Below are 13,251 nucleotides of genomic sequence, written 5' to 3'. Positions count from 1 at the left end.
TTACTGAAAAGGGTCTCAGTCTTCTTTACGAAGTTTACCCTTATGCGGAGCCCACAGGCGCTTGTTGACCAGATAGAGAAGCACCGACAGAACGGTCAGGAAAATCACGCCAACAAAGCCAGCGTTCTTGCGCTCCATCATCTTCGGCTCGGCTGCCCACATCAGGAACGCCGAGACGTCCTCTGACATGTGTTCGACAGAGTTCGAGTGCCCGTCAGCAAACTCGACCTGTTCATCCGCCAGCGGCGGTGCCATCGAAATCCAGCCACCGGGGAAGGCCTTGTTTTCGTAAAGGACAGTTCCTGCCTCTTCCTTCTCTTCACCAGTATAGCCGTCCAGCAGTGAGGCGATGTACTCGGCTCCGCCCATGCCTTTGACCAGCTGATTGATGCCCAAACCGTAAGGTCCGTGGAAGCCCGCGCGGGCCTTGGCCATCAGGCTCAGGTCCGGTGCGCCGACACCGTTGTTGGCCGGGAAGTGGTCTGTCGGAATCGCCGGGCGGAAATCGTCCAGCTCGGGATCGAACACTTCGAAGTTGTCAGCCGCATAGGCGATGACTTCTTCTTCCGAATAGCCCAGCGCTTCCAGATCGCGCAAAGGCACATATTGCAGACCGTGGCAGGCTGCGCAGACCTCGGTATAGATCTGAAGGCCGCGCTGCAGCTGATGCTGGTCCCAGGTACCGAAGGGTCCTTCGAACGAGAAGTCGAAGTCTTCGATATGCTGCTCACCCCCACCTGCTGCAATGGATGCAACAGGGGTCAGGGCCAAGGCAAACGCGGCGCCGATTGCAAGTTTCTTGAACATGTTTCCGGTCCCTCTTCTTACTCGGCCGGCGTGGCTTTGGCGTCAGCCTTGCCATAATGCGCGTTGAAGTCTTCTTCGATGGTCTCGGGCTGTGCCAGAGGCTTCTCGATCACTCCGAGGATCGGCAGGATCACGAAGAAATAGGCGAACCAGTAGGCGGACGCGATCAGCGAGAAGGTCGCATAGGGCTCTTCCGCGGGCATCGCACCCAGCCACATCAGGGCAAAGAAGTCGATGACCAGCAGGTAGAACCACCATTTGAACATCGGACGGTACTTACCCGAACGCACGTTAGACGTGTCCAGCCAGGGCGCCAGCGCCATGGCCAGGATCGCGCCGAACATCGCAAGAACACCGAAGAACTTGGCATCGATGATACCGCCGGTGATGAAGCTGGCGAATTGAACGACCCAGACCTCACCGGTGAACGCGCGCAGGATCGCGTAGAACGGCAGGAAGTACCATTCGGGAACGATGTGTGCAGGTGTCACCAGAGGGTTGGCTTCGATGTAGTTGTCGGGGTGGCCCAGATAGTTCGGCATAAAGCCCACGACGGCCCAGAACACGACCAGGATAACGGCCAGGGCGAAGAGATCCTTGATCACGAAGTACGGCCAGAACGGCAGCGTGTCTTTCTCGGCCTCAGCTTTCGAGCCCCGGCGCACTTCGACACCTGTCGGGTTGTTGTTGCCGGTGGTGTGGAAGGCCCAGATATGCACCACAACCAATGCCGCAATGATAAACGGCAGCAGATAGTGCAACGAGAAGAAGCGGTTCAGCGTGGCGTTGTCCACGGCGGGCCCGCCCAGCAACCAGGTCTGAAGCGCGTCACCAACAAACGGGATCGCACCAAACAGGCCGGTGATCACGGTCGCACCCCAGAAGGACATCTGACCCCAGGGCAGAACATAGCCCATGAAGGCGGTGCCCATCATCATCAGGTAGATCAGCATACCAATGATCCACGTGATCTCACGCGGGGCTTTGTACGAGCCATAATACAGGCCGCGGAACATATGGATGTAAACCGCCACAAAGAACAGCGATGCGCCATTCATGTGCAGATAGCGGATAAAGTGACCGCCATTCACGTTGCGCATGATGTGCTCGATGCTGGCAAAGGCCAGATCAACATGCGGGGTATAGTGCATCACCAAAACGATACCGGTGATGATTTGCAGCGCCAGGCAGAACGCCAGAACGATGCCCCAGATCCACCACCAGTTCAGGTTCTTGGGGGTCGGGATCATAAGGGTATCGTACAGCAGGCCAACAATCGGCAGGCGGCTGTTCAGCCACTTCTCGCCGTTTGTCTTCGGCTCGTAATGATCGTGGGGAATTCCGGACATAAGTTTGGGTCTCCCTTAGCCGAGTTTGATTGTGCTGTTGTCCACCCATTCTGCGGGCGGGACAGGCAGGTTCTCAGGCGCGGGGCCTTTACGGATACGACCTGCGAGGTCGTAGTGCGAGCCGTGGCACGGGCAGAACCAGCCACCGAAGTCGCCGGCATCCCCCAGAGGCACACAGCCGAGGTGCGTACAAACGCCCATCTGAACGATCCAGGCACCAGGCGCTTCGCCTTCCGGTGACGGCATGACGCGGTTTGCGTCAGTCGCAGGCGCATCTGCGCTCAGGTTGAAGTTGCGTGCAAGCGGATCTGGCAGCGCATCAACACCTTCGGCGTCCTGTTCCTGGGCTTCCTGAATCTCGGCACCGGTGCGGTGACGGACAAAAACGGGTTTTCCCAGCCATTTTACCGTCAGTTGCGTGCCCGGCTCGACGCCGCTCACATCCACACGGATCGAGGACAGCGCCTGAACGTCTGCCGACGGGTTCATTTGGTTGATCAGTGGCCATACGGCTGCACCCGTTGCAACGACACCTGCGCCGCCAGCGACGTAGTACAGGAAATCTCTGCGGGTGCCTTCGTGGTCTTCTGCGTGGGACACGAGGTTATCTCCGATTATCTGGCGCCCGCGGACGGGCAAATAGCTCGCGCACCGCACGAATGCGGTGTCTTAACCGCGCTTACTATCGGGGAGAATAGTGTTCGTCCAGCGTTCATAAACGCGCAATACGCCGCATGTGTCCCTTCATGCACGTGACGAGGGGCTTTTTTTGGTGATTCTCGTCCGCAACTTTGCCTGCGGCTTCGAATCAACGGGGGTTGATTCGAACCTCGAACTCCGTTTTGCAGGCGAAATCCAGCCCGATTCTGACCACCAGTCGGCCAGTCATTTGAGCGCGTATTCTTGACAATCAGCATCACGAAGCAACGATTGTCTGCTGGGTAAATCATATTCGCCAAATAGATGATTTAAATCGAAAATTGAGCGCAATTACACAGTTGCACTTTTTCCGTGAATACCAGACAGCGCAAAAACGCGCGAACTCCTGCAAGGAGACCCCTATGTCAAAATTCACCCTGGCCACTGCTATGTTCACATTGGCCCTGTCCTCGCAAACACATGCGGCAGGTGATCCTGCGAAAGGCGAGGCGATGTACAACCGCTGTTCCTCGTGTCATGCGATCATCAAGGACGGCGAAGTACTGGTCAAAGGCGGAATCACCGGCCCGAATCTCTATGGCGTCGTCGGACGTGTCGCCGGGTCCGAAAAAGACTATCGCTATGGCAGCGAGCGCCTGCCGGTCGGTATGTTCACCGATGACATGATCCGCGCCGGCGAAGAAGGTCTGATCTGGACCGAAGAAAACATCGCCGCCTATTCCAAAGACCCCATCGGTTTCATCAAAGAGTATCTGGATGACGAAACCGCCCGCCCGAACATGAGCGTCAAGCTCAGGAAAGGCGCGGAAGATATCGCCGCCTATCTGGCAACGTTCAGTTCCGAGTAATCCTGTTTCCCGGTGCTGGTTACGCCTTGTGCATCAAGGCGGCCAGCTGACCGGTTTCACTGCCAAATCCGCCGGGCACTTTGTCGGCGGCAGCGATTCTTGCATCCTCCGGCTTGTTCTGGCCCAGTTTCCAGGTGCCCTGAATATCCTCTACCTGCATCCGGCATGGTACGATCATCCGCATCATTCTGGCCAACGCGTCATCAGACATTTTCCCGGTGACCCATGGCGCTTTGGGCAGCAGTCGATCTTCAAAGAATGCAGATTGTCGGTCCAGCAAATCACGCAACTCGTCCTGCGGGCGCAGCTCAAGCCTTCCGGTCAGGTGCACGGCAACATAATTCCATGTCGGAACCTGATCCGCGACGCCGTACCAGTCGGGCGAGACATAGCCATCAGGCCCCTGCACCGCGATCCTGACCTCTTTCGGCCCTTGCAGCATACGGACAATGGGGTTTGATCGCACCAGATGAAGATCGACCACCGCACCGTCCTCAGACAGCAGAAAGGGCACGTGACTGATCAATGGCGCGCCGTCGCCGGAAATCGCCAGAACGCCAAAAGCCCGGTCACGGGCGAATTCAATATGACGCGCTCGATCCTCGACGCGGAAGGCTGGATTTGGGTGCATGGGCGACCTCCTGCCAAATCTCTTGCAGATGGGGTTGGTTCTTGGCAAGGTCTGCCTCGTTCTCAGGGCGGGGTGGAATTCCCCACCGGCGGTATGCGGGCCATGACCCGCAAGCCCGCGAGCGGCTCTGCCGTGTCCACGATCCGAACGGCAGAGGCCGGTATTCGGACAAAGTGTGGAACCACGAAAGAGTGTCAGCAGATCTGGTGAGAGGCCAGAGCCGACGGTCAAAGTCCGGATGGAAGAGAACGTGCAAGCCGTGCCGGTGAACCGGCGCGCCTGCTCGTGATCGCCTTGGGTGACGTGTCATGCCGGGCTGGCAGCGAAGGTTTTCGCGACCGCCAGCAGGCCGCCGAACTGAAAGGAGATCACGATGACACACACCCGCTATGCTTTTGTCAAAGCCAACTGGCATTCCGACATCGTCGACCGCGCGCTGGACGGATTTCTTGAACTGATCCCGGCCGATCAGGTCGATGTTTTCGACGTTCCCGGCGCGTTCGAGATGCCGCTGCTGGCCCGCGATCTGGCCCAAACCTGCCGCTACGCCGCTGTCGCCTGCGCCGCATTTGTCGTGGATGGCGGCATTTACCGGCACGACTTCGTGGCGCAGGCCGTTGTCGATGGGTTGATGCGCGCCGGCATGGATACCGGCGTACCGGTCCTGTCCGTTTCCCTGACGCCGCACCAGTATCAGGAAACCGATCATCACAACGCCATCTACCGCGCGCATTTTGTTGAGAAAGGCCGCGAAGCCGCACAAGCTGCGCTGAAAATCACAGCGACCCGAGCGGTGCTGACGCAGGCCGCCTGATCTTCATCTTTTCAAAAATACTCATTCGCGCCACCGCAAGGTGGCGCCCACCAATTCGCAAATCCGCTTGAGGCCAAGGGCCTTGCCCGCTAATCACGACGCTCAAAGGAGCACGCCCCATGTCGATGAACAGTTTTGGCCATCTATTCCGTGTCACCACCTGGGGTGAAAGCCATGGACCCGCTTTGGGTGCCATTGTTGACGGCTGCCCGCCGGGTGTCACGATCGACGAGGGCATGATTCAGAACTGGCTGGACAAGCGCAAACCGGGGCAGAACAAGTTTACCACCCAGCGGCGCGAACCCGATCAGGTGAAAATCCTGTCCGGCGTGTTCGAAGGGCAAACCACCGGAACGCCTGTGCAGCTGATGATCGAGAACACCGATCAGCGCTCGAAAGACTATGGCGATATCATCGACAAGTTCCGTCCGGGGCACGCCGATATCACATATTGGCAGAAATACGGAATCCGGGATTATCGCGGCGGCGGGCGCAGTTCTGCACGCGAAACAGCATCACGTGTTGCAGCAGGTGGATTGGCGCGTGAGGCGATCAAACAGATCGCGCCCAACGTGCAGATCACTGGGTACATGACCCAGATCGGGCCGCATAAGATCGAGCGCGACAATTTCGACTGGTCCCAGATCGAACAGAACCCGTTCTGGACACCGGATGCATCCGCCGCAGAAGACTGGGCCGCGTACTTGGATGATCTGCGCAAGTCCGGCAACTCGGTCGGGGCCGTGGTCGAAGTCGTTGCGCGCGGTGTCCCCGCCGGGATCGGAGCGCCGGTTTATGCCAAGTTAGACACTGATCTGGCCGCAGCGATGATGTCGATCAATGCCGTCAAAGGCGTCGAGATCGGCGAGGGCATGGCCGCGGCTGAACTGACGGGCGAGGCCAACGCCGACGAAATATTCATGGGGCAGAACGGTCCTCAATACAGCTCGAACCATGCGGGCGGGATTCTGGGCGGTATCTCGACCGGGCAGGACATCGTCGTGCGCTTTGCGGTCAAGCCGACCTCGTCGATTCTGACCACACGCAAAACCATCACCAAATCAGGCGAAGAGACCGAGATCATCACCAAGGGCCGTCACGACCCTTGTGTTGGTATTCGCGCGGTCCCGGTAGGAGAGGCGATGATGGCCTGCGTGATCCTTGATCACCTGCTGTTGCATCGCGGCCAGATCGGAGAGAACCGTGGACGGATCGGCTGATCTGCGCACCCGCCTGCGGGCTGTGGTCGCACATCGCATGGAAACGGATCCGGCCCATGATCTGGCCCATCTGGATCGTGTTTGGACCAACGCCCGGGCCATCGCAGATGATCAAACCGATATGTCCGTGCTGCTGGCCGCAAGTTACCTGCACGATCTTGTGAATCTGCCCAAGGACGATCCTGACCGACATCTTGCCTCGCGCAGATCCGCAGCAGAATCAGAGCCTATTCTTAAGGAAATTGGGTTTGAGGCCGATCAGGTCCGCGCGATCCAGCACGCGATCGAAGCCCATAGTTTTTCGGCCGATATCCCCCCTGAGACGATCGAGGCATGCATTCTGCGCGATGCGGACCGCCTTGATGCCCTGGGTGCCATCGGTATCGCCCGCAACTTTTCCGTTTCCGGAGCCTTGGGGCGCACTCTTTACCATCCTGCGGACCCTTTTGCCCAAGCCCGGCCACTGGATGACCTTCATTTCTCGCTCGACCACTGGAAGGTGAAACTGCTGCGCCTGCCAGGTGACATGTTGACCGAGACCGGAAGGCGGATTGCAGAACAACGCACCGCGCGCATGCTCCGCTTTCTTGAAGAATTCGCCGACGAGATCGGCTGTTCCTTGCCGCAATCCTGGGCGAATTGCTGAATCCACCCGTTGATCTTTGCCCGTCAAAGACGCAGGTTCGCGCCGATGACAAAACCCTTAACTTCGCATCGACCTCTGCTTGCCGTAACGCTGAAGCTGTGCGCCTTGTTCCTGTTCACGTCGATGTCCGCGCTGGTCAAAGCACTTTCAGATGAATTCCCGCCGGGCCAATTGGTGTTTTTTCGGTCCCTGTTCGCAATCCCCGTGATCATTCTTTGGCTCATCGCGCGGGGGGAGTTGTCGAAAGGCTTTGTGGTCAAGAAACCCATGGGCCATTTCTGGCGCGGTGTTCTGGGAACAAGCGCCATGGGGCTTACCTTTACCGGCCTCAGCCTGTTGCCCCTGCCGGAAGTCACTGCCATCGGGTATGCGACACCGATCTTCACCCTGATTCTGGCCGCCGTCATGCTGGGCGAACGGATTCGGCTTATCCGTATCGGCGCTGTGGCTTTGGGTCTGCTGGGCGTCCTGATCATGATCTGGCCACGTCTTGGCACCACCGAGATGGAGGTCGCCGCCACCATCGGCGCGGTGTGCGTGCTGGGCGCAACCCTCGCCCGTGCCTTCGTTCAGATCCATATCCGGCAATTGGTCAAGGTCGATCACCCTGCGGCCATCGTGTTCTATTTCTCGATGACCGCGACGCTCTTGTCCGCTCTGACAGCATTTTGGGGATGGACGTTGCCCACATGGAATCAGGCTCTGATCATGGTCATGATGGGCCTGATCGGCGGCGTCGCGCAGATTTTGGTCACATCTTCCTATCGGTTTGGCCAGGCCTCGATGCTGGCACCTTATGACTATGCAACCATGCTTTTTGCGATCGTGATCGGCTATGTCTGGTTCGACGAACTGCCAACGCTTGCAATCCTGATCGGGGCCGCGCTGGTGATTGCAGGCAATGTTGTCGTCATCTGGCGCGAACACCAGTTGGGGCTGGAGCGCGGCAAGGCCCGGTCGGTTACAGACCCCAAAGCGTGACTTTACCTTTTGCAATCTTTCCCTAGGTTGGGCCGAACAGTCAAAGAGGTTCCCAAATGAGCGACGCGCAGGATCACAAGGAAAAGATGCAGAAGGTGCAGGCCCAGCACCGCAAGAAAGTGTCCGAGGCCGTGGATCCAGGCCGTGGTCTGGTCCTGATCAATACCGGCAAGGGCAAAGGCAAGTCCTCGGCCGCGTTCGGCGTGGTTATTCGCGCCCTGGGCTGGGGCCAGAAGGTTGCTGTGGTGCAGTTCATCAAGGGCAAATGGAAAACCGGCGAGCGCCGTTTCTTCGAAGAGCGTGATCTGGTGACATGGCATACGATGGGCGAAGGTTTTACCTGGGACACACAGGACCGGGAGCGCGATATTGCAGCTGCCAATGCCGCCTTCGACAAGGCCTGCGCCCTGATGTCCAGCGGCGAATACGATCTGGTTGTGCTGGACGAGATCAACATCGCCCTGCGTTACGAATACCTGTCGGTCGAACAGGTCATCGAAGGTTTGAACGCGCGCTCGGAAAAGACCAGCGTATTCCTGACTGGCCGCGACGCGCCGAACGCGCTGCGTGACTATGCTGATCTGGTCACGGAAATGACCGAGGAGAAACACCCGTTCCAAGCGGGCATCAAAGCACAGCGCGGCGTGGATTTCTGAAGCAACGTTGCTGCAAGGCTGGCGGTGCATAGCCGCCAGTTCCGGTCATCGCCCTACCGCGTTGACCGGTTCTGTCATGTTGCAGGTTCCGGGAAACGCTGGCGTGTTCGGTTGGCGAAAGCCACAAGCGACAGCATCACCGGCACTTCGACCAGGACCCCCACGACCGTCGCCAGTGCCGCGCCGGAATGAAGACCGAACAAGCTGATTGCGACGGCAACGGCCAATTCAAAAAAGTTCGATGTCCCGATCATGGCACAGGGCGCTGCGATCCGGTGGGGAACCTTCAGCGCATAAGCGGTGCCATAGGCAATGGCAAAAATCCCATAGCTTTGGATCAGAATGGGAACGGCGATCAGAACGATGACCGTAGGTTTCGCCAGAATGGTCTGACCTTGCAGGCCGAACAGGATGACCACGGTTGCAATCAATCCCATGACAGACCACGGTTTTACCCGCGAAGAAAAGGCTTCTATCGCTTGTTTAGAGCCTAATCTGCGGCGGGTGATCAACCCGGCGACAAGCGGCAGCACCACATAAAGGACCGTGGCCAAAACCAAAGTCTGCCACGGCACTTCGATGTCGGTGACACCCAGCAAAAAGGCCACGATCGGCGCAAATGCCACGACCATGATCAGATCATTGACCGAGACCTGAACCAGCGTGTATGTCGCGTCGCCTCTGGTTAGCTGCGACCATACAAACACCATGGCGGTGCAAGGGGCGGCCCCCAGCAGGATCAGACCGGCAGTGTATTGCGCCGCATCTTCGGGCGCGATCCAGGGCGCGAAGACATAGTCGAAAAACAGGACGGCCAGCAGTGCCATGGTGAAAGGCTTTATCAGCCAGTTCACCACCAGCGTCACAATCAGACCACGTGGCTGGCGGGCGACTCCGGCGACTGCACCGAAATCGACGTTGACCATCATCGGGTAGACCATTGCCCAGATCAGCACTGCCACCACCAGGTTGACGCTGGCAATTTCGGCGCTTGCCACCAGCTGCACCAGCCCCGGCGCGGCCAGTCCGATCAGGACGCCACCGATCATCGCAAGCGCAACCCAGATCGTGAGATACCGTTCAAAAATGCTCATGACAGCGCCTCAGCCGTTTGATCCGTAAGTTTGCCAGAGGTCAGCGCGGCAAGCCCGACCATCACGGCCGCCGTGCCCAGCACCGTGGGCAGCCCCCCGACCTGATAGGTCAGGCCAGACAAGACGGTGCCGGCCAAACGCCCCGTCGCATTTGCCATGTAGTAAAAGCCGACATCCATCGTCACACGCTCGGACCGGGTGAAGGCAAGAATCAGATAGGAATGCAGCGATGAGTTGACCGCGAAGATCGCACCAAAGACCAAAAGCCCTGCGACCAGCGTCAGGGTCAGCCAGGTCTCGGGCCCATTTGACAGCAAAACAGCCAGTGTCAGAGCCGCAGGAACACAGAACAGGATCGCCGCCCAGCTGCGTGCGGCACGGATCAGATCACCTTCGGTTCGATCTGACGCACGAAGAATCCTTGGCGCGTTGGCTTGCACGGCGCCATAGAGGATGATCCACACCGCCATGAATGTTCCGATCATGAAGAACGCGGCCCGATTGCCCTCTTCGGTGCCATCTGAAAGAACAGCATAGAAATAGATCGGGATGCCGACCACGAACCAGACGTCCCGCGCGCCGAACAGGAAGACACGCGCCGCGGACAACCAGTTCACATTTGCTGATTTTGAAAAAACCTCAGAGAACTTTGCGCCCTTGCGCCCCTTCGGCAGGCCCGCTGGCATGAACAACATCACCGCGACCAGGATCACCGCCAGAGCGGCGGCCATGGCAAGCACTGCCGGAAGGAAGCCCAGTGTTGCAAGCATGGCGGCACCCAACAGGAATCCCAGCCCTTTGACCGCGTTTTTCGAACCCGTCAGAACCGCAACCCATCGAAACAACGCGCCTCCTTCGGAGGGAGCCAGCAATTTGACCGCCGATTTCGAAGACATTTTGGCCAGATCCTTGGCCACTCCGCTGGCCCCTTGCACGATCATGACAAAAGTGACCGAAGCCGCGACGGTCCAGTTCGGATCAAGCTGCGTCATGGCGAGCAACGCGACAATCTGCACCCCTAGCCCTGCATAGAGGGTCGAGGTCAACCCGAACCGTGCGGCGATCCAACCGGCGGACAGGTTGGTGACAATCCCGGCGATTTCATAAAGCACAAACAGATAGGCAAGTTGCACCGGCGAGAAGCCCAGGGTGTGAAAGTGCAACAGCACCAACATCCTGAGCGCCCCGTCGGTCAGCATGAAGGCCCAATAGGCAGCCGTGACCGCGATATAGGCCGACAGTCCTTCGGGGCGTTGCGTCACAATGATGCCCCGACCATCAGCGCGACATCCACCAGCCGATGCGCATAGCCCATCTCGTTGTCGTACCACGCATAGATTTTCACCTGCGTCCCGTTCACAACTATGGTCGAGGGCGCATCGACGATCGAAGAGCGTTCGTCATTGGTGTAATCGGTGGACACCAGCGGGCGGCTCTCATAGCCCAGAATGCCCTTCAGTTCGCCCTCGGCAGCGGCTTTGAAGAAGGCGTTGACCTCTTCAACCGTGGTTTCACGCTCAACTTCGAACACGCAATCGGTCAGCGAGGCGTTCAGCAACGGCACCCGAACCGCATGGCCGTTCAGACGACCTTTGAGTTCCGGATAGATCAGAGTGATGGCCGTGGCCGACCCGGTCGTGGTCGGGATCAAAGAGTTCAGGGCCGAGCGTGCGCGCCTGAGATCCTTGGCAGGCCGATCCACGATTGTCTGCGTATTGGTTACGTCGTGAATCGTCGTCATCGATCCATGGCGGATGCCCAGGTTTTCGTGAATGACCTTCACGACAGGCGCAAGACAGTTTGTCGTGCACGAGGCCGCCGTCACGATCTTATGCGCCGCGGGGTCGTAGGTTCCGTCATTTACACCCATGACGATATTGGCCGTCGGCCCGTCCTTGACAGGAGCAGAGACAACAACCTTCTTCACCCCAGCGTCAAAATACGGTGCCAACTTCGCTTCGGTCTTGAACACGCCGGTGCAGTCGATCACCACATCAACACCGTCCAGCGGCAACGCGCTCAAGTCTTTTGTGCCAACGAACGGCAGGCGGGTACCGTTGACCGTGATGCTGTCTGCATCATGGTCGAATTCCGCGTCCCAGCGCCCATGGACGGTGTCAAACTCCAGCAGATGCGCATGCATCTCGGGATCACCGACGGCATCGTTGATCCAGGCTATCTTAGCGCCTTTTTCAAGCAAAGGCTTCAGGGCCAGTTTTCCCATACGGCCAAGGCCGTTCAGTGCGTAGGTGGTCATTTCGTTTCCTCGGTAGGCGTGCGCCCGATTTCATCGACGGCGGATTGCAATGCGATCCGGTCAAGGCTTTCGACCGGCAATGACGAAAAGGCCTGAATCCGGCGCTTCAGTGCGCCGTAGGCGGTTTGAAAGGCCAGGCTTTTCTCGGCGTCGGTACCTTCGGCCTTGACCGGATCTTCCACGCCCCAATGGCCACTTATCGGTTGACCCTCCCAAGCCGGGCATTCCTCGTTGGCGGCCTGATTGCAGACAGTAAAGACAAAATCCATGACGGGCGCGTCCGGCGCCGAAAACTCGGACAGATTCTTCGGCCGCAGGACCGAGATATCGTGCCCCTTGTCGCGCAGAACCTGCACAGCAAAAGGATTGAGTTCTGAACTGGGCCGCGTCCCGGCCGAATAAACGTTGAACCGGTCGCCGCCGATCTGTCGCAGCAAGGATTCGGCAAAAATCGAACGGGCGGAGTTGCCAGAACAAATGAACAGCACATTGAACTTTCGGTTCGTCGCGGTGTCTTTGGGAAAGGGCATGCAAATATCCGGGCGGCCACGGCAGCAATCCACGATCAGGAAATCGAGCATTTGCTGCACAGTTTTCATTTCAATCGAATAGAGCAGAGACGTCCCGGATCGTTCCTGTTTCACCAGCCCCGACCGCTGCAAAGCATTCAGGTAGTTCGACATGGTACTGGGTTTGATATCCAGCTCCGCCGCCAGCTCGCCCGCGGGAACCCTGTCAGGAAACCGTCGCATCAACATGCGAAACACGGTGATGCGCTGCGGGTGGCCAAGGATGGTCAATTGATCGGTTATCTGTTCTATCATATTTCATGAATTATTGAAATATAGAAGGCGAGTCAATTTCCTTCCGCGTCGTCACAAAAAATTCACGGATCAGAGCGCCAATTTGAAAGATTGGCCGCAGGCTTTCGGTTCACAACTTAAGGCCCGGCCGTGCTGAGCAACGCCAAAACGGTGGCAACCGGGCTTGCAGGCGCCAGACTGACAGTTTAAACGAAGCTTCGCATCCGGTCATAATGTGTTCGGTATGACCTACGGTGCCGCTGTAGCTCAGCTGGTAGAGCACGTCATTCGTAATTAGCGGGTCCCCGCGAGAATGGCTTGCAAAACCAACGAGTTCGCGGCAAAGGAGTAGAACTAGTAGGGCCATAGTAGGGTCCGGAAGCCGCTGTAGCTCAGCTGGTAGAGCACGTCATTCGTAATGATGGGGTCGGGGGTTCGAGTCCCTTCAGCGGCACCAGTTTCTCAAGAAAATATGACTACTGGTC

14 protein-coding genes, 1 tRNA gene and 1 riboswitch are annotated in these 13,251 nt (G+C 58.1%); of the genes, 7 read left to right on the top strand and 8 right to left on the bottom strand.

Annotated elements, in window-relative coordinates:
- Positions 1–15 precede the first annotated feature (15 nt).
- Genes GS620_RS14185 through petA form a run of 3 tightly spaced genes read right to left on the bottom strand, consistent with a single transcriptional unit; the run spans position 16 to position 2,756 of the window.
- On the bottom strand, positions 16–807 hold the full coding sequence (locus GS620_RS14185; RefSeq protein WP_152459511.1) for a cytochrome c1: 792 nt from the start codon (positions 805–807) through the stop codon (positions 16–18).
- Positions 808–824: 17 nt separating this feature from the next.
- Entirely contained in the window at positions 825–2,156 is a 1,332-nt protein-coding gene (gene petB, locus GS620_RS14180; protein WP_152459512.1) for a cytochrome b, read from the bottom strand.
- 15 nt (positions 2,157–2,171) lie between these two features.
- The gene (petA, locus tag GS620_RS14175; protein ID WP_152459513.1) at positions 2,172–2,756 is read right to left on the bottom strand and encodes a ubiquinol-cytochrome c reductase iron-sulfur subunit; all 585 of its coding nucleotides are present in this window, start codon (positions 2,754–2,756) and stop codon (positions 2,172–2,174) included.
- A 461-nt stretch (positions 2,757–3,217) separates the two neighbouring features.
- Between petA and GS620_RS14170 the strand changes: the two genes are divergently transcribed.
- Positions 3,218–3,664, top strand: a complete 447-nt coding sequence (locus tag GS620_RS14170) for a cytochrome c family protein (protein WP_171616499.1) — start codon at positions 3,218–3,220, stop codon at positions 3,662–3,664.
- Positions 3,665–3,683: 19 nt separating this feature from the next.
- Here GS620_RS14170 and GS620_RS14165 read toward each other — a convergent pair whose 3' ends face one another.
- Complete coding sequence (locus tag GS620_RS14165; RefSeq protein ID WP_171616497.1) at positions 3,684–4,295, bottom strand: FMN-binding negative transcriptional regulator; 612 nt, start codon at positions 4,293–4,295, stop codon at positions 3,684–3,686.
- Positions 4,296–4,349: 54 nt separating this feature from the next.
- A riboswitch (FMN riboswitch) is annotated at positions 4,350–4,549 on the top strand.
- 119 nt (positions 4,550–4,668) lie between these two features.
- Here GS620_RS14165 and GS620_RS14160 point away from each other — a divergent pair.
- From GS620_RS14160 to cobO, 5 genes are all read left to right on the top strand, one after another.
- On the top strand, positions 4,669–5,109 hold the full coding sequence (locus GS620_RS14160; RefSeq protein WP_171616495.1) for a 6,7-dimethyl-8-ribityllumazine synthase: 441 nt from the start codon (positions 4,669–4,671) through the stop codon (positions 5,107–5,109).
- A gap of 119 nt (positions 5,110–5,228) precedes the next feature.
- Entirely contained in the window at positions 5,229–6,329 is a 1,101-nt protein-coding gene (gene aroC / locus GS620_RS14155) for a chorismate synthase (protein WP_171616493.1), read from the top strand.
- The gene (locus tag GS620_RS14150) at positions 6,313–6,975 is read left to right on the top strand and encodes an HD domain-containing protein (protein WP_371809809.1); all 663 of its coding nucleotides are present in this window, start codon (positions 6,313–6,315) and stop codon (positions 6,973–6,975) included. The genes aroC and GS620_RS14150 overlap by 17 nt, the downstream gene beginning before the upstream one ends.
- A gap of 45 nt (positions 6,976–7,020) precedes the next feature.
- Positions 7,021–7,956, top strand: a complete 936-nt coding sequence (locus tag GS620_RS14145; RefSeq protein ID WP_171172667.1) for a DMT family transporter — start codon at positions 7,021–7,023, stop codon at positions 7,954–7,956.
- Positions 7,957–8,012: 56 nt separating this feature from the next.
- Complete coding sequence (gene cobO, locus GS620_RS14140; protein ID WP_171116939.1) at positions 8,013–8,612, top strand: cob(I)yrinic acid a,c-diamide adenosyltransferase; 600 nt, start codon at positions 8,013–8,015, stop codon at positions 8,610–8,612.
- Between the two features lie 74 nt (positions 8,613–8,686).
- On the opposite strand, the gene arsB is transcribed toward cobO, so the two are convergent.
- The 4 genes from arsB to GS620_RS14120 are packed head-to-tail and all read right to left on the bottom strand — an operon-like array spanning position 8,687 to position 12,787.
- Complete coding sequence (arsB, locus tag GS620_RS14135) at positions 8,687–9,706, bottom strand: ACR3 family arsenite efflux transporter (RefSeq protein ID WP_171172666.1); 1,020 nt, start codon at positions 9,704–9,706, stop codon at positions 8,687–8,689.
- Positions 9,703–10,968, bottom strand: coding sequence for an organoarsenical effux MFS transporter ArsJ (arsJ, locus tag GS620_RS14130; protein WP_171616491.1), 1,266 nt, complete (start codon positions 10,966–10,968; stop codon positions 9,703–9,705). Before arsJ ends, arsB begins: the two co-directional genes overlap by 4 nt.
- A complete protein-coding gene (locus GS620_RS14125; RefSeq protein WP_171616489.1) occupies positions 10,965–11,963 on the bottom strand; it encodes an ArsJ-associated glyceraldehyde-3-phosphate dehydrogenase in 999 nt (332 codons plus the stop codon). Before GS620_RS14125 ends, arsJ begins: the two co-directional genes overlap by 4 nt.
- A complete protein-coding gene (locus GS620_RS14120) occupies positions 11,960–12,787 on the bottom strand; it encodes a helix-turn-helix domain-containing protein (protein ID WP_171616487.1) in 828 nt (275 codons plus the stop codon). The genes GS620_RS14125 and GS620_RS14120 overlap by 4 nt, the downstream gene beginning before the upstream one ends.
- A 360-nt stretch (positions 12,788–13,147) precedes the next feature.
- On the opposite strand from GS620_RS14120, the gene GS620_RS14115 reads away from it, so the two are divergent.
- Positions 13,148–13,223, top strand: a tRNA-Thr gene (locus GS620_RS14115).
- Positions 13,224–13,251: the final 28 nt, after the last annotated feature.

This window comes from Ruegeria sp. HKCCD6428 (assembly GCF_013110595.1).
Taxonomy (GTDB): domain Bacteria; phylum Pseudomonadota; class Alphaproteobacteria; order Rhodobacterales; family Rhodobacteraceae; genus Ruegeria.
Note: the sequence above shows the minus strand (reverse complement) of the source record. Positions and strands in the feature narration are given on the sequence as shown.